A 17237-nucleotide genomic window follows, 5' to 3' on the forward strand; every position below is an offset into this window, starting at 1 on the left:
TCCCTGTTGGCGAGGGTCTAATTAACTTTGTTGAGCCAGTGCTGTAATGTTGAAGTTACTTTATTGTGCTCTATGGGTTTGGTGAGGAAATCATCCATACCGGCTTTCATGCACATATCTTTGTCGCCCTGCATAGCATTCGCCGTCATCGCTATGATGGGTACACGTTTGTAAACTTCGCCGGCTGCACCATATCGAATAAGCTTGGTTGCTTCGAACCCGTCCATTTCCGGCATTTGGCAATCCATGACAATTGCGCTGTAATGCGCCTTTAGCTTGCTGCTTTTTAACAGTTCTAACGCTTCTACACCGTTGTTGGCAACGTCAACCACATACCCTTCGCTTTCTAGAACATTGGTGGCCACTATTTGATTAATGGCATTGTCTTCTACTAACAAGATTCGATAAGCATTGTCATCAGAGGTGGATTTTGCGTTTTCTTCAGGTGATTGAACGTGCTGAGTGTTGCCTTCGATAATATGAACCGGATCATCCTCGCGTTTTCTACAGCGTGGTTTAGCTTCATAGTCAGATGTATTTACTGATTCCTCTACAATTCGAATTAAATCTGAAGAGGTCAGTGGCTTAGGAAGACTCTCATCAACGTCTATTCCGCCATAGACAACAGAGCTCTCCATGTCGCTTAGCTGTGTCATTAATACCAAACGCGTATGTTTTGTTCTGGGGTTATCTAAAAGTATCTGGCCGAAGTGTTGTGAAAACTCTTCCTCTTCTGCTTTCTCCAGAAATACAACATCAATGGGTATTGCCGGTATCTCTTGCTCGCTGTCTTTCAAATATAAGCTAATCGCTTCCTCAATCGAAGATGCGGTCAGTGTAAGCACTCCCCAAAGTTTCAGCTGGCTTTGCATGGCACGTCTTGTTGAAGCATTGTCGTCAATAATCAGGCAACACATGTCTTGTTTAGCAAGCTGAGGGCGCACAGCGTTGCGTTGCTCGGCGTAGCAAATTTCGCATGTCACATCAAAACGGCTGCCTTTGCCAAGCTCGGTGGTAACACTTATGTCTCCTCCTAACAATTGGCATAGCTTTTTGGTAATGCTCAACCCAAGCCCTGTTCCGCCATAGCGTCTAGTTGTAGAAGCGTCGACTTGTGTAAACGCATCGAACAAATGAGGTAGTTTTGATGCGGGAATACCAATGCCCGTATCTGCCACCGCAATGTGCATAAGCGCAGTATTCTGATTGTTAGTAGGAAGCAATTCTGCCGTGACAGAGAGCTCTCCCTGCTCAGTAAATTTAACGGCGTTGCTTAAAAGGTTTGTGAGGATTTGTTGAATTCGGCTGGGGTCTGAGTTTATTTTCGACTCACTGACCTTTGACAAATCTACAACAACATCCAGCCCTTTTTCTTGCGCTAAATGCGCAACCGATTGAGCAATGCTCTCAATCAATTCCCTTACATCAAATTCAACGGACTCAATCTCGAGTTTATCCGCTTCTATTTTAGAGAAATCCAAAATATCATTAATCAGGGCCAGTAGAGAATTAGCGCTTGAGCTTGCGATGTTGACGCGCTGTGATTGCTCAGTAGTTAGGTTGCTTTTCTTAAGCAGACCCAGCATCCCTATCACGCCGTTCATTGGCGTTCTAATTTCATGGCTCATATTTGCAAGGAATTCAGACTTCAACTTTGTTGCTTCTTCGGCTTGTTCCAGCGCTTTTTTCAAATCGTTGGCCTGAGCTTTCAACGAGGCTGTTTTTTCTGAAACTTGCTGCTCTAGCGCCTGAACAAAGCGCTTCTGCTTGGTAATTTCTGTTTGCTGTAAGTGGGTTCTTAAGTAAATGATCAACAGAACAATGCCGAGTAAAAACGCAATGTAAATGCTGTATGCCCACCATGTTTTCCAAGGAGCTGCTGCTACATGCAAATTAACCGACATGACTTCACTGCCCCACTCACCATTGGGCTTCATTGCTTTGACCAGCAATGTATAGGTGCCGCCATTTAGGTTAGTAAATGAAACGTTGTTGTGATTTCCGATATCAATCCACTGTTCATCGTATCCTTCTAATTTGTAGGAAAAATGAGAACGCTTGGGATCAGAGAAGTCTAGAAGAGCAAAGTCTAATGAGAAGAAATAGTCTTCGTAGGAAAGATTAATATCCGTAACGTAGGATAGTGGCTTATCAAGGCTTACTGCTTCGCCCATTTTGTTGAAGCCAGTTAGCACAATTTTAGAATCGACCAACTCAGACTGTCCTGGCACATACTCAAAGTATTCGATACCTCGCTGGCTACTGGTAAAGAACGTGTTGTTAGTGGCTCTAAGTAAACTGTTTGAATAGAAATTCTGACTTACAGCCCCGGCAGTGCTAGTGTAATTAATGGCACTTTCAGTAGCCGGATTAAAAAGAAAGATTCCTTTATTCGTGGTAAGCCAGAGCTGGCCCTCGTCGCCGTCTGCAATCGCTCTTACTAAGGTAGCGGGCAATCCTTTCTGCTCCCCAAACCACTCGAAGGATTTCGATTCAGGCTTATAAAGGTTCAAACCCCGTTGGGTTGCAATCCAAATTTGGCCGTTTTTGGTCTCATGAATATCTTCGACAATGCTGCCCAACAGACCTGCATTGTGCTCTTTATTGTACTCAATCTGAGTGAAAGTATTGTCCTGAATGGACCATAAATTTACGCCACTTCCAGTGCCAATCCACATATTTCCTTGAGAGTCATTTACAATGGCGTGAATCTCTGGGTGAGCTAAACCGTCAGTCGTTGAAAGATGCCTAAAGACGCCAGATTGCACGTTGTATATATAAACTCCATGCTTGTAGGTACCTATCCATACATTGTCTTCGTTATCTAACGCTAACGCTCTGAACTCTCTGAATTGGCGATATTTGCTGTCTTCTCTGGGATATTCTAAGCGACTTACATTTCCATTCTTTCTGTTAACACGTGCAATAAAGTTGTCTTGTGCCACCCAAATATTGCCGTGTTTATCGGGGACAATAATAGGTCGTTCTATAACTCCCCTATTTGAATATTCACTTTCTTCTTTAAATACCGAGTCAAATTCCTTTTGGAGTATTTGCTCTTTCACTTTCCATGTATAAATTTCAGCATTTGCTGTAGCAATCAATACATCGCCACTATTTTTGAAGGTGTCTAGCTCAATGCCACTAGGTGCAACTAACGAGTCACTGTTGATTTGCTTGATTTTACGGCGAGGAGATAGCTTGAATATGCCGTGAACTTCACTGGTTACCCATTTAGTTTTAGTGTGGTCTTCATATATTATGCGAAGTCCGTTGTCATAGCCGAAGTCCATCTTCTCTACGTAATTTCCCTCACCTGTATGTTTATAAAGACCCGTGGTGGTCACAAACCAAATGCACCCTTCGTGATCTTCAATCATTGAGTTCACTTGGCCTAATGCTTTGCCGTCTCGCGTTGTTTGTGCAAGGAATACGCCTGAACTTGGAAAGAAAAGAAAAGGGCCTTCCTGAGTCGCCACATAGAATTGGCTTGACGACGTACGCAGCAAGCTACGTATTTCATTGGCTCCTGTTGCAGTACGATTATCAGGGTCGGGAAAGAAGTGTTTGGCGGTGAGAGTTCTTTTGTCTAGCAAGTTCAAGCCAAAACTGGTGGCTACCCACAGACTGTTGTCATTATTATCCATAATGTCCCAAATGCGATTATGAGACAGACTGTGGTCCTCATTGCTTTTCTTCTGAACCCTTTCGAATTCCCCATTTCCTAGAAAACGATTTAAACCTTGATCATACGAACCTAGCCAAATTTGGCCTGTTTTATCGTGGAAGAGTGATTGGATTCGGTTTGAAGATATGGAGCGAGAGTTGTCTGGATCATTCAAGTAACGAGAATAGCGACCTGTTGTTGGGTCGTACTTGTTAACTCCACCTCCCCACGTTCCAATCCATATATTGCCTTCTGCATCCAACATCAAATTGCCAGCGTCGTTGTGTGATAGCCCTTGGCTAGGATCGCTGTCAGACTCAAACAACGTAACTCTACGACCGTCGTAACGCATTACACCGTTTTCGGCAGTACCAAACCACAAAAAGCCTTGGCGATCTTGGATAATGGAATAAATCTCTGATGAGACGAAGCCATCTTCGGCAGTTAAAAGCTCAACCGAATACTCATTCATCAGCTTGTCTGCATTAGATGGATAAACACAGGGAATATAAAACAGGCAGAGAAGAGCTATTGCAAACAAGCGCACTGGTGCAAGTACAGGATTTGTTATGCTCGCAAAGAAGGCATTATTCAAAGTGGAATCAAGATATTAAATTAAACTTTCTTAACCATAAAGCATCTACTGAACGCAATCTATTCTACAAAAGACGCATTTGTCACATACAAAAGGGCCGAAAATGATATCGGCCCTTTTTCTCTTGGTTAATTATTTACCAACTACAGTGAATTCATGCTTTGCACGCTAACAGGCCCGAGCTGAGCCGCTTCAACTTCTGCTTTAATCTTCTCGGCATCTCCGATGATTATCCAGGTTAATTTCTCTGGGTGCAGCACTTCTTTCGCCGCGTTACTCAAATCGTCTAAAGACAAGCTGTTGTATTTCTCGACCAAAGACTCTGGGTAGCTATATTGTCTGTTAAATCTTTCACTCGACAGTAAGCTATACAATACCGCGTTAGCCGTCTCAAATTGACCTGGCAAAGAGCGAACTTCGTCTAACCGCGCCCTTTCAAGTTCATTCGCCATTGGCGGCTTTTCACCTAAGTAAGCGTTAAGCTCTTTCTTAAGCTCAAGTAGTGATGGACCTGTTTTATCGGTTTGCACCGGCGCATAAACCATAAACGGGCGCTGTCCCCTAGCATCTTGCAGGAAGGTGTACGCGCCATAAGACCAGCTTTTATCTTCACGCAGGTTCATATTAACGCGAGCAGTAAAAGCACCACCTAAGGTTAAATTCATGGCATTAATTGCAATATTGTTGTCAGCCCCTGTTGGTGGCGCTAAATGTGCAGCCAGAATAAGCGACTGTTGTGCACCAGGGCGGTCGATAATAATCGCTTGGCCTTGCTCAGGCATTGACGCTTCAGCAATTTGCTTCGCACCTTTGCTACCTTCTACCTTCCATTTGCCAAACTCTTTCTCAAGCATGGGTTTAATGGCACCTAACGTGGTGTCACCAACAACAAAAATTGTCGCATTGTCTGGGCGTAGCCACGTATTTTTAAAGTTAACAAGGTCATCTCGCGTAATCGCTTGTACGTCTTGTTCAGTTCCGGTACCGGTAAACGGAATACCGTACGCATGGCCTTCACCATAGATAAGAGGCGGAAGTAACGTAAGCGCAATACTTACAGGGCGTGTTTTTTGCTGTGCAATATTACTTAATATAAGCGCTCGTTGACGTTCAATCTCTTCCTTTTTGAACGTTGGTGATTTCAAGATATCACCCATTAGCGCCAAAGAAGGCTCCATATTTTCCGTTAACATTGACATGCTAACTGTTGTCGTATCCAGGTTTGAGCCGGCGTTTAAATCAGTACCTAACTGCTCAAGCTCTGCCGCAAGTTCTAGCGCATCATATTTTCCCGCGCCTTCGTCAAGCATCTGTGTGGTGAAGCTCGCAAGTCCTAACTTGCCACCCGCATCAGCAGCGTAACCTGCGTCGAATTGCACCGCAACATTCACCAATGGAACCGTAGAGCGTTTTGCAAATACTACCTTTACACCGTTAGAAAGCGTAGTTTCTGTCACCTCAGGAAAGCTCAGTTGAGTCTCTGCATCGATTGAAGGCAAGCCAGAGCTGCGGTCAACGCCTTCGGTAGATGCTGTGTGCTCAATAAACGGAACAACCGTGATTTGATGCCACCCTTCTTTTAGCCATTTATTCGCAGCCGCTTTAACCCCTTTAGGAGTAGCCTGTCCTAGCTCACTCAATTCAGTTTTGAAGTAGTTAGGGTCGCCAGCAATGAACTCACCACTAGCAAGCGTATCAGCTTTACCGCCAAAGCCCCCAACTTCTTCAAGCCCGCGAATAATTGAAGCACGTCGCTTAGTCGACACCAATTTAACTTCGTCTTTGCTTGGACCTTTACGCAAAAACTCGCTAATGACTTTATCTATTTCTTTTTCCACTCTCGCAACGTCAACGCCGTCTTTTACGTCAACCGTCACACCAAAAATCGACGCCATTTGTAGCTCGTAGTTAAACACCGAGGCATTGGTAGCAATTTGTTGGTCGTACACCAATTCTTTGTAAAGGCGTGAGTTTTTACCATCGCCCATGACACTCGCGGCAATGAACAAGTCTGTTGCGGTTGAAGAGGTATTTTCAGGTGAAACCCAAAGGCGGTAAATGCGCGATTGAGGTACTTTGTCTTGAATCACTTCGCGGGTGTTTGCGCTACGCTTTGGTACCCATGCTTCCCACTTAGACAGTGCTGGGCCCGGCTCAATGTCAGCGAAGTACTTGTTAACCAGAGGTTTGGCTTCTTCTGCGTTAATATCGCCGCTTAGCACCAGTATTGCGTTATTCGGACCGTAATATTGGTTAAACCAGCCTTTAACGTCGTCTAACGAGGCGGAGTTAAGATCTTCCATCGAGCCAATCACCGTATGATGGTAAGGATGCCCTATGGGAAATAAGCCTTCAAAAATATGCGTGAATACGCTTCCGTAAGGCTGGTCTTCGCCCTGACGTTTTTCATTTTGTACAACGCCACGCTGTTCGTCTAATTTCTCTTGTGTCACCGCACCTAACAAGTGCCCCATGCGATCAGATTCCATCCAGAGAATACGATCAAGTGCAGGAGTCGGAACGGTTTGGAAATAGTTAGTACGGTCAAAGTTTGTGGTACCGTTTAATCCTGTTGCCCCAGCTTCTTGTAACGGCCCAAACCATTCATCGTCATAGTTCTCCGTGCCGTTAAACATTAAGTGTTCAAATAGGTGCGCAAACCCTGATTTGCCGTTTGGTTCGTCTTTTGAACCCACCTTATACCAAACCGCAACGGCAACCACTGGGGCCTTGCGGTCTTCATGAACAATTACGGTTAACCCATTATCGGTCGTGAACTTTTCGTAGTCGATATTGATATCGTTTTTAGCAAACGCTGAGCCAACCAGCGTACTACTTACTGCCAGCACACCTACACTTACTTTTAAGCGCTTGGTGAGATGCTTAAGTACAGTCATTTCGTCATCCTTAATCTTATTATCTGTGCTGAACACCAAAATGTGCCAGGCACCACAAAACGGCTTTACGCCAGTACTAAACATAAATCAATTTGGTAGTTTATAAAGAGTTACGATGCAGAAAACTGTAACGGATTGTAAAAGAGAGGATAAACGACGAACGAAGAAATATTGTTAGTGGAAAAGTAGAGAAGAAAGTCGCAATTATATTGCGACTAACCGTGCCCAAAGCGCTTTTACTTGTTTAGCATCTTCACTTTCTAATTCGTTGTTGGCGAATGCGCTATTAAGGCTCTCGAGCATTTTATCATTAAGCATCGCAACCGTAGCATCTTCTTGCATTTCTAACTGGCGAGCCTCTACTGCAAAGTGACCTTGCAAGTAGCTGGCTATAAACAATTCGTCATCACTACCGTGATTTACCACGTCATCAAGCGATGCCTCAATATCTGCGATGGCGTTAACGACACTTTCTGGTGCTGCAGCAGGTGGTAACACGTCTTACTCCTTCCTGTTTTTCAATATCAAATCTTAGTTCGAGATAAATTCTTTTTTATGGCTATACATGTGCCGTGTTATATCAAACTACGTCTTTAAATAGCTTGGCAAAGCACTTTATCTTTATACCCAGTGATAACCGTGAACGCGCCTGCGAGTTCAGCGTCTAGCGTTGCATCGCTTGAGTCTAAGCGAAGCGGCTTACCGTTTAATGCCTGTAGTTTTTGTTTAGTGGCAACAACGAGCATATTCTGCTTGCCAATTTGACGGATAAAAGCAGGGCTAAGCTGCTGATTTCCGCGACCTAATATGTGTCCCTGACCACCGATCACCGTCAAAATGACTTTGGTGGGCTTGTCATGAGTCAGCGCAATCAATTCGCTCGCAGTAACGTCACTTGCGATTAGCTCACCTTGTTTAACCACATCCACACCTAACAAGGTATTTTCTAGGCCAAGAAAGTCCATAACCGCACCTACGGTGGAGCCGGATCCCATGACAAAATAGGTATCAGGCTCATCGTCAATAATTTCACCAACGCAAGCGGCAATGTCGTCAAGCACTAAGGCCTCGTCTTCTTTCCCGCCCATTTTTACTGCTTGAACGTAAGTGAGCTCTGCGGGTACGCGCATTTCACCATAGTGTTTGGCAATAACTTTGCCCTCGCGAAACGCGTTTTCGTCAATATCACGTACTTCGGCGTCCATTTCACTCACAAGCTCGCCTGCGATCATCTGACTTACTACCTGCCCTGCCGCTGACGGCGACACGCAGTAAACGCCAGAGTGAATTTTGCAACCTGCAGGCACACCTAGCACGGGCACCTGTGTGCCAACTACGCTACAGATATTACGGGCTGTGCCGTCGCCACCGGCAAAAAGCAGTAAGTCGACGTTGGCGTCCACCATTGCTTTAGCTGCACGCTCTGAATCTTCGCCCTCGGTTTGCACGGCATCAGCCGTGTAGATTACCTCATAAGGAATACCCAGAGATTCACAGATTGTTTCACCCATATCGCCCGATGCTGTCACGACGGTAAATTGCCCAGATAAGGCTTCTAGAATACTGAGCGCTTTCGCCATTTTTTCGTTGGCTTTTTTCTCTGCTCCCATAGCCAGTGCTTTTTCGCGAATTTCTGCACCGTCGCTGCCTTTAAGCGCGAGTGCTCCGCCTATGCCGGCAAAGGGGTTTACCACAACACCCAGTTTGAATTTGGGTTTGTTATCAAACGTCGATTGGTTAAGATCAGTTTGATTCATTCGGCATCTACTCCTATCCCGTCACCTAATTTGCTGTTAGCGTATTTTTTGACGTGTCTGTAACCGTGCTATTTATTATGCTGCTACATGAACCAGACGACTTACCTTTACCAAACGCAGATGACAGCGCATTAACAAATTGTTCAGCCCGAGGCGGAAAGCCCTCAGATTTATAGCGTTCAAGCTGAGCGGCTACGTTTCGCGTAAAACCTTCTCTGTCGGGCTCAGCGCCGTTTAAGTTATCCGTGCTTACCTGAAACGTTCTTCCTGCTGCTTCTGTAAACGCCCACTCGATGGCCTGGGGCTTAATTTCTACTTTTTCGAAGTCAGCTTGCTGTGATGCATCGCGGCCATCTGGGCAATACCAGTAACCGTAATCTTCTAATAGTCGACGCTTTTCACCCGCAATACACCAGTGCGCAATTTCATGCAAAGCGCTTGAAAAAAATCCATGAGCAAACACGACTTGATGATAAGGTGTTGCGCTGTCTGCTGGGATGTAAATGGGTTCGTCATCACCTAAAACCAAGCGCGTATTAAAATCTTCAAATGTCGAATTAAACAACGCGATTAACACAGGTACATCAACGTCTGCTTCTGAGTGATCCGACCCCGTAGTCGTTTCTCGGTGCATGCCCAGATATTCACTTTTTAGGCTTTCAACGTTTGAGCCTTTAGTATCGGTATTTTTAGTTCCAGTCTTGGCAAACAATGCGTGATGACTTGCGATGTTCATGGCGGCTAATAAATTCTACACAACAGAGCTATTTCAATGGCGGTGGAGTATACCAGTAAAACTTTGTCTTCTCACTTGAAAGGCTCGCTTGCTTAGGTCAATCTAGGTTTACAACAACGAATTAGCCACACTATCTCAACAGGGAGTTTGTCATTTGGCGCAAGAGATAATTAAACATATTCATCGGGTCAATGCCCTTCGTGACTTAGCCAATCAGTTGGGTGTAATGCCTATCATTCATCAATTGCAACACTGGCAATGCGAACGCTTACTGGTCACCCACGACGATTTAGCACAGCAAAAACGTTACCAAAAAGCCATGGCTTTTTTTGTAGATGAATTGTACGGGCCAAAAGATTTTAGCCAACGGGACGCTGATTTAGTGCGAGTTATTCCGAAGCTCGCAAAAGTATTGCCTGACAAAGCTATGAACGCTATGAACGACGCATTGTCGTTAAATGCACTATCGTTCGATTTAGATATGGCGATGGCTCAGTACTTACAAAGCCATTTTCCCGGAGAACCTATCAACCGAGATAACTACGCTTTGGCGTATCGTAATGTGGGCAGAATTGAGGATAGAAAGCATCAAATCGACATAATTTCCCATTTGGGCGATCAACTCGCAGACGTTATAAAAATTCGTGGTATAGGTATGTTAATTTCACTGTCCCGTCGTCCAGCTAAATTAGCAGGATTACTCGCATTGCATGAATTTTTGGAACGAGGGTTTGATGCGTTTAAAGCGATAGGTGACGTGCAGAGCTTTATTGACCCCGTATTGGTGAGAGAAAAAGCGATAATGCAATTATTGTTAAGCGATGATTTAACGTTACCTGAAGATAATCCCCTGCCTGTGGTATGAGGCACAATGCCTGAACGTGAAGAAGCAGAGTAGATCAAAGCAAAAATATGAATAAGGAAAAGATTTGAGCACCCCAACGCTTAATTGGATGTTAGACGCCCCCTATGTGCAGCAGTGGCATATTGATGAAACGCACATCGACCACTATCAGCACGTTAATAATGTGGCATACCTGTCGCAGTTAGAAAGCCTAGCATGGGCCCATTCAAACGCGCTTGGCTTGCAGTTTGCCGATTATCAATCGCTTAACCGTGGCATGGTCATTAAGCGCCACGAGCTAAACTACCACCTGCCAACACATCTTGGAGATACGTTAGAATGCGCTACCTGGATAGTGCATTGCGACAGCAAACTTACTTTGAAACGCCAGTTTCAATTTATCTGCCCAAAGCGAGGCAAAACCGTATTTGATGCTATGACCACATTCGTGTGTGTTAGCCTTGATACTGGGGCCCCAAAGCGAATGCCTAAACAATTTGTGGACATATACGGCAAGGCGTGTGTGGCACAATGAAAACGTGGCTAGCGATAGTGCTTTCGCTCTTCCTTATTGTGTCGCTAGGCATAAACGTTTACCTATGGCTTAGTTTAAAGCAGCACAATGATAAAGCTTATGCACTAGAGGCCAGTTATGAACACCGTTTAGATAGTGACAAGCAGCTAGAAACCCAAGCACAGTTGGTGGATGAAACTCAGGTAAACGAAAAAGCTGAGCCCTTCAACAATGAACGCTCTCCCGCCAACTTTTCACCTATGACAGGCACTAACACGGCACCCAACGCACTTGACGATCTACGCACCTCTTCACCACTCGTTAATCAAGATCAATTTGAGTCACTGACTACCCTACTCAATAACGAGCAATACGCGTTGCTCGCCACTGAATTAACAAACCTTTTGAAATATGACCCGCTCAACGAATCTCTGTTGTTGCTAGAGGGTGAACTGATTGAGTTAACCAAGCCTCTCTCAACGGCCATAGTGCACTACTACGACTTGGCCGAACTGCCTCTTTCAACTGAAACTCTCTCATTTATTGACGCAAAAATTGCTACTTTGTATCAACAGGCCCAGACGCAGTTAAGTCAAGACGAACAATGGGAATTGGTTGCCAGATTAAATGAGCCACTGTATCAACGCATACCTGACGCTAGGCACTACACCCTTAATTTGGCTGAAGCGTACTCTTATCAGCAAAAGCTTACGTTAATGGAAGACGTGCTTGCTGCCCTTCCATCAAACGACAGAGACGCTAATATCATTCGCAATAAAGCCTATGAAATGCGCGATATTGCCAACGCAGACGCTACGCCGAACAAGAGTGAAATAGAGCCAACAGGCGCTGAAGCCGCACGTTATCAAACCCGTGTAACCTTAGAGCGCATTGGCGATCAATATCGCCTTGATGTAAAGGCGCTTAACCAAAAAGCCACCATGATTTTAGATACGGGTGCCAGTACCACCGCAATATCATCGCGACTCTTTGCGCGTTTAGGCCGTATGCGAAACCTCACGTTCATTGGTAACTTCAACATTAGAACCGCATCAGGAACCATTGAAGCCCCTCTGGTACAAATACCCCGATTTTACTTTGCTGGCTACGAGTTCAACGATGTTTCTGCCATCGTGCTGCCCGAAGACGCTCTACCCGATGCCGACGGATTGTTGGGAATGAACGTTCTAGGTCAGTTTGACTTTGCAATAATGCCCCAGTCTAGTGAGTTGATTTTGACAGAGCGAGATGAGTAACACTCTAATCAATGAAAGCGTGCAATATAAAAACTAATATTGTGATAAAATATTAGCTGTAATCGAAAGTCATGGATGTAGTAGTGTCGCGGTTGTTCTCACTCTTCGTTTTATTAACGCTAACAACAAATATCTTTGTTGTCGCACAAGCACAAGAAGCAGCAAATTGCGTAAACTGCCACAAAGAGCAAGTTGAACAGTGGAAAATATCTGACCATGCCAAAGCGATGGACCATGCTACCGACTCGTCAGTACTTGGTAACTTTGAAAAAGCGACCATCACACACTTCACACAAACCTCGTATTTCTTCAAAAACGGTGGCGATTTCTTCGCAAAATTAACTGAAGCCGGTGTTACAACAACCTACCCCATCACCTATGTCTTTGGGCACTATCCGCTGCAGCAATATCTAGTAGAAACGCAGAACGGGCAATTTCAGGTTTTTCCTTTCGCATGGGATGCACGTGACAAGAAAGAAGGCGGTCAACGCTGGTATCCCAATTATTCATCAGAAGATATAGCGACCAACGACAGGTTGCATTGGAAACAACCATTGCAAAACTGGAACGGTATGTGTGCTGACTGCCATTCTAGCGGCTTAACGCGTAATTTTGATACAGACTCCCTCTCATTTAATAGCCAGTTTGATGAAATCAACGTCTCATGTAAATCTTGCCACGGCGAGATGTTGTCACACGCTGACGTTAAAAACAGTGAATTTGAGAAAAACGAGGGGAACCACTACCGCTTAAGTGAACCTGCTGATGAATTTCACAAAAGTTCAGGTACCACGCTTGCCAATACTTCTCCCACGTTATCCCGAAATGAGCAAAAGTCGCTAGGAAAATGGCTGTTAAAAGAAGGAAGTCGTATTGCGACATGGCATGAAGAAAAAGATGGCGAATTTGTTCCAGCTTCCCGGGACAATTCGTTTATGGATACCTGTTTCGCCTGTCATTCACTTCGCAGTGCACTTACTGATGGTATCGAGCCACAGCAGCCTTTCTTAGACCAGTTTTCCCCTTCGCTGCTGCTTTCCCCTCTTTACTTTGCTGACGGCCAGATTCGAGAAGAGGTGTATGTTTATGGCTCGTTTTTGCAAAGTCGGATGTATGAGGCAGGCGTTAACTGCAATGACTGCCACAATCCCCATTCTATGAAGCTTAAAATAGAAGGTAACGGCTTATGCTTGCAATGCCACTCAGTCGCCACGTATCAAGGTAAAATCCACAGTAGACATGCTGAAAGTGAAGGTGCTAATCAGTGCATAAACTGCCATATGCCTAGCCGCACTTATATGGGGGTTGATGCTAGACGAGATCATAGCTTCAGTATTCCAACTCCGCAGGTTTCTGCTATAACAGGTTCACCCAATGCATGTTTGAATTGCCATAACAAAGACAACGCGTGGGTATCGAAGCAGCTAACAAAATGGTACGGAAGAGATTCTACGCTAAGTAGTATTGAAGAAGATTACGTGTCACTTATGCACGGCGATAGTTTTAGCAATCAAGCTATATTACGTATTGCACATTCAGCATCGTTGCCTGTAATAAAGCGAGCAACGGCGATAACCATGCTCCCTTTAACAAATCAGCCGCTCAGTAACAAAGATTTACGACATTTCATTCAAAGTAATGAACCGCTAATTAGATTAGCAGCAGCGCAAGCCGGCCGAGCTCTTCCACTTCATGAACGGATGAAATCGTATGTCAAACTGCTTGATGACCAATATAGAGCCATTCGCATTGCGGCGGCAAACAACCTAATTGGCTCCGATAAAAAAAGTAAAAGCTTTAAGAGCGCACTGTCAGAACTTACGCTGTCAAATAAGGTAAATCAATGGCGTGGTGAAGGTAGCCTGAATCAAAGTTTAGTTGAATACCAACTAGGAAATGTTGGTCAGACAGAAGTATTATTAAAACAAGGTGTCAAAGTAGACCCGTACTTTGAAGCCAACTATATAAATCTTGCAGAGCTTTACCGTACTCAACACAAAACACAGTTGGAAAAGCAGATCTTACTAAATGGGACAGAAAATATGCCCGAAAGCGATCTATTTAATTACGCTCTCGGGATGTTTTATATTCGAAATCAAGAAAAGCCAACTGCGATTACTTACTTTAAGAAAGCCACAGAGCTTGCACCGGATAATCCACAAAATTGGTATATCTATGCACTTGCACTAGATAGTATCGGAGAAACTGAAACTGGGATTAGTATTTTGAAAAATGTCATTATTACAACCCCAGATAGATCTCTTGTTAAACTAGGCTTGTCGTTGTCACGGAAACTCGGCGATGATGTCTCAACCCTCTTTTTTCAATCAAAAATGAGACAGTAGCCTGCTCTCTCAGTTTGACTATGAGGGAAACTAGCGGCCGAGCTATATTAGATTCAACCACTACATAGCAGGAGTAAGTACCAAAGGAAATGTCTCAAACACCACCTCTTCATGCCCCGTTTTTATAAAATTGCGGATGTTGGCGTGATCGCTACCGTTGGGATTATCGAGTACATCTTCTCGATAAAAACGCCCAAATAAGGCTAGGGTTTGCGCTTGATTGAGGTTTAAGTGCTGACCGAGTGCGAGCAGTTTGCAAGAGCCGTTATTCTGATTGGCTTCGTTTTTCACGTCTCCATTAGTGAAAGCGGTGGGCGTGAAAACAAACGCGCTATCAACGAGCGTGATAACGTCGTTAAATTCGATAGTATCTGGGGAATTAGTGACTGCTTGAACTAAGTCTTGGGTGCTGCTGTATGCCATGTTTATCTCAAAAAAAGAAAACGATAATAACAGGTCTATGTCTTTACAAAAGACCACAACAGGTTCACTTTTGATATAAACAGAAAAAAGCGCCTCTTCATGAGGCGCTTATAATGCTAACAAGGTTGGGTTTACTAGCTCGTTAAACCGCAGCGCACACGCGCGTTCCCTGATCGATGGCCCGTTTTGCGTCTAGCTCTAACGCTTCATCAGCACCACCAATTAAGTGATAAGGCATGTTTAAGCCTTCAACGATATCACGCATCGGCTCTTGGCCTGCACAGATGATAATGTTGTCTACCGGCAATACTTGGCTGTTACCATCAACCGTAATATGTAGCCCTTCGTCATCAATTTTATCGTAGCTTACACCTGGGATCATGGTCACGCCTTTGGCTAGTAGACCCACTCGGTGTGCCCACCCCGTTGTTTTGCCTAGACCCGCGCCAACTTTGGTTGTCTTGCGCTGCAACAGGAAAATCTCTCTTGGCGATGGCTCAGGCTGCGGCTTAACGCCTTCGATGCCCGCGCGAGCAGAGAAGGTCATATCAATACCCCACTCTTTCATAAATGCAGGAATATCTTGGCTTGGCGTTTCTTTGCCATGAGACAAGTACTCAGCGGTATCAAAACCAATTCCACCAGCGCCGATAATGGCCACTTTATTGCCAACGGGTTTCTTTTCCTTCAATACTTCGATATAGGTCAGCACTTTTTCGTGCTCAATGCCTTCAATCGCTGGCGTACGCGGCTTGATCCCCGTCGCAATCATCACTTCATCAAAAGCTTCGTCGTTTAGCGCAGCCGCATCAACATAAGTATTCAATTTAAGGGTAATGTTTTTATGAAGCTCGATTTGGCGTTTGAAATAACGCAGCGTTTCGTAAAACTCCTCTTTGCCTGGAATTTGTTTGGCGATATTAAATTGACCACCAATTTCACTAGATGCATCATAAATCACCACGTCGTGACCGCGCTTGGCAGAAGTCACTGCCGCTGCTAATCCAGCTGGGCCTGCGCCTACCACTGCAACACGCTTTTTGGTTTCTGCTGGTTTTACGTTAATTTCAAGCTCGTGACAGGCACGAGGGTTTACCAAACAGCTAGTCATTTTGCCGTTGAAAACATGGTCAAGGCATGCTTGGTTGCAGCCAATACAGGTATTAATTTCGTCGGCCTTATTTTGCTGGGCTTTGCGCACAAAATCAGGGTCTGCCAAGAATGGACGTGCCATAGACACCATATCAGCATCGCCGCGAGACAGCACTTCTTCAGCCACTTCAGGCGTGTTGATACGGTTCGATGTAATAACAGGAATTGATAGCGCTTCTCGGAATTTTGCGGTAACCCACGTAAATGCCGCTCGCGGTACTTTAGTGGCAATGGTTGGGATACGCGCTTCGTGCCAACCAATACCGGTGTTAATAATAGTTGCACCGGCTTTTTCAATTTCTTTGCCAAGCTGCACGACTTCATCATAAGTAGAGCCACCTTCCACCAGATCTAGCATCGATAAGCGATAAATAATGATGAAGTTCTTACCTACCGCCTCGCGCACGCGGCGTACCACTTCAATAGGCAGACGGATACGGTTCTCGTATTCGCCCCCCCACTGATCGTCACGGTGGTTTGTGCGCTTTGCAATAAACTGATTAAGGAAATAGCCTTCAGACCCCATAATTTCAACGCCATCGTAACCCGCGCGCTGGGCTTGAGTTGCGGCAGTAATGAAATCTTTAACTTGCTTCTCAATCTCGTCAGCTTCAAGTGCCTTGGGCTTAAACGGATTAATAGGCGCTTGTACCGCAGAAGGTGCAACAAGCTTAGGGCTATACGCATAGCGCCCCGTGTGCAGAATTTGCATACAGATTTTACCGCCTGCTATGTGTACCGCGTCAGTCACTTCTTTATGGTTTTTAACCGCTTCGTCTGTATCTAATCGAAACGTTGACGGATGGGTAGCGCCCTCTTCGTTTGGTCCTATACCACCTGTAACGATAAGCCCTACGCCACCTCTGGCACGTTCACCATAAAATGCCGCCATACGTTTATGGCCGTCGGGTAATTCCTCTAAGCCCGTGTGCATAGAACCCATGAGCACGCGGTTCTTTAGGGTAGTGAAGCCTAAGTCTAAAGGACGAAATAAATGAGGGTAAACGGGATGATCGGTAACGGTCTGATTCATGATACATTCCTGAAAGTC

The 17237-nt window shown here is 44.9% G+C and carries 11 protein-coding genes; 4 read left to right on the top strand and 7 right to left on the bottom strand.

From position 1 onward, the window contains the following. Nucleotides 1-17: 17 nt before the first annotated feature. The 5 genes from AWH61_RS15085 to AWH61_RS15105 form a co-directional block, all read right to left on the bottom strand. On the bottom strand, nucleotides 18-4139 hold the full coding sequence (locus AWH61_RS15085) for a hybrid sensor histidine kinase/response regulator (RefSeq protein ID WP_075177505.1): 4122 nt from the start codon (nucleotides 4137-4139) through the stop codon (nucleotides 18-20). Between the two features lie 266 nt (nucleotides 4140-4405). Further along, on the bottom strand, nucleotides 4406-7159 hold the full coding sequence (locus AWH61_RS15090; protein WP_075177564.1) for a M16 family metallopeptidase: 2754 nt from the start codon (nucleotides 7157-7159) through the stop codon (nucleotides 4406-4408). A gap of 204 nt (nucleotides 7160-7363) precedes the next feature. Next, complete coding sequence (locus AWH61_RS15095; RefSeq protein ID WP_014949976.1) at nucleotides 7364-7657, bottom strand: YfcL family protein; 294 nt, start codon at nucleotides 7655-7657, stop codon at nucleotides 7364-7366. A gap of 95 nt (nucleotides 7658-7752) precedes the next feature. After that, nucleotides 7753-8916, bottom strand: a complete 1164-nt coding sequence (locus tag AWH61_RS15100) for an ATP-NAD kinase family protein (RefSeq protein ID WP_075177506.1) — start codon at nucleotides 8914-8916, stop codon at nucleotides 7753-7755. A gap of 25 nt (nucleotides 8917-8941) precedes the next feature. Further along, entirely contained in the window at nucleotides 8942-9652 is a 711-nt protein-coding gene (locus AWH61_RS15105; protein WP_075177507.1) for an elongation factor P hydroxylase, read from the bottom strand. A gap of 154 nt (nucleotides 9653-9806) precedes the next feature. On the opposite strand from AWH61_RS15105, the gene AWH61_RS15110 reads away from it, so the two are divergent. The 4 genes from AWH61_RS15110 to AWH61_RS15125 all read left to right on the top strand — a co-directional run bounded on the left by AWH61_RS15110 (nucleotide 9807) and on the right by AWH61_RS15125 (nucleotide 14611). Beyond that, entirely contained in the window at nucleotides 9807-10517 is a 711-nt protein-coding gene (locus tag AWH61_RS15110; protein WP_075177508.1) for an FFLEELY motif protein, read from the top strand. A gap of 64 nt (nucleotides 10518-10581) precedes the next feature. Then, nucleotides 10582-11031 carry an acyl-CoA thioesterase gene (locus tag AWH61_RS15115; protein WP_083605970.1) on the top strand — a complete coding sequence of 150 codons (450 nt, stop codon included), beginning with the start codon at nucleotides 10582-10584 and terminating at the stop codon, nucleotides 11029-11031. Then, nucleotides 11028-12266: a retropepsin-like aspartic protease family protein gene (locus AWH61_RS15120; protein WP_075177510.1), complete on the top strand. Its 1239-nt coding sequence runs from the start codon at nucleotides 11028-11030 to the stop codon at nucleotides 12264-12266. The genes AWH61_RS15115 and AWH61_RS15120 overlap by 4 nt, the downstream gene beginning before the upstream one ends. Before the next feature lie 71 nt (nucleotides 12267-12337). After that, nucleotides 12338-14611, top strand: a complete 2274-nt coding sequence (locus AWH61_RS15125) for a multiheme c-type cytochrome (protein WP_075177511.1) — start codon at nucleotides 12338-12340, stop codon at nucleotides 14609-14611. A gap of 60 nt (nucleotides 14612-14671) precedes the next feature. On the opposite strand, the gene AWH61_RS15130 is transcribed toward AWH61_RS15125, so the two are convergent. Both AWH61_RS15130 and AWH61_RS15135 read right to left on the bottom strand, forming a co-directional pair. Then, on the bottom strand, nucleotides 14672-15034 hold the full coding sequence (locus AWH61_RS15130; RefSeq protein WP_075177565.1) for a HopJ type III effector protein: 363 nt from the start codon (nucleotides 15032-15034) through the stop codon (nucleotides 14672-14674). Between the two features lie 142 nt (nucleotides 15035-15176). Further along, nucleotides 15177-17219 (bottom strand): NADPH-dependent 2,4-dienoyl-CoA reductase, encoded by a 2043-nt coding sequence (locus tag AWH61_RS15135; RefSeq protein WP_014976910.1) that lies wholly within the window; start codon nucleotides 17217-17219, stop codon nucleotides 15177-15179. Between the last annotated feature and the right edge of the window lie 18 nt (nucleotides 17220-17237).

The sequence above is a fragment of the Alteromonas sp. W12 genome (genome assembly GCF_001924945.1).
In the GTDB taxonomy this organism is placed as follows: domain Bacteria; phylum Pseudomonadota; class Gammaproteobacteria; order Enterobacterales; family Alteromonadaceae; genus Alteromonas; species Alteromonas macleodii.

What these genes read in the sequence shown, in the direction of transcription:
- AWH61_RS15085 (WP_075177505.1), bottom strand. Translation starts at nt 4,139, where the DNA reads ATGAATGAGTATTCGGTTGAGCTTTTAACTGCCGAAGATGGCTTCGTC.
- AWH61_RS15090 (WP_075177564.1), bottom strand. Translation starts at nt 7,159, where the DNA reads ATGACTGTACTTAAGCATCTCACCAAGCGCTTAAAAGTAAGTGTAGGT.
- AWH61_RS15100 (WP_075177506.1), bottom strand. Translation starts at nt 8,916, where the DNA reads ATGAATCAAACTGATCTTAACCAATCGACGTTTGATAACAAACCCAAA.
- AWH61_RS15105 (WP_075177507.1), bottom strand. Translation starts at nt 9,652, where the DNA reads ATGAACATCGCAAGTCATCACGCATTGTTTGCCAAGACTGGAACTAAA.
- AWH61_RS15120 (WP_075177510.1), top strand. Translation starts at nt 11,028, where the DNA reads ATGAAAACGTGGCTAGCGATAGTGCTTTCGCTCTTCCTTATTGTGTCG.
- AWH61_RS15125 (WP_075177511.1), top strand. Translation starts at nt 12,338, where the DNA reads ATGGATGTAGTAGTGTCGCGGTTGTTCTCACTCTTCGTTTTATTAACG.
- AWH61_RS15130 (WP_075177565.1), bottom strand. Translation starts at nt 15,034, where the DNA reads ATGGCATACAGCAGCACCCAAGACTTAGTTCAAGCAGTCACTAATTCC.
- AWH61_RS15135 (WP_014976910.1), bottom strand. Translation starts at nt 17,219, where the DNA reads ATGAATCAGACCGTTACCGATCATCCCGTTTACCCTCATTTATTTCGT.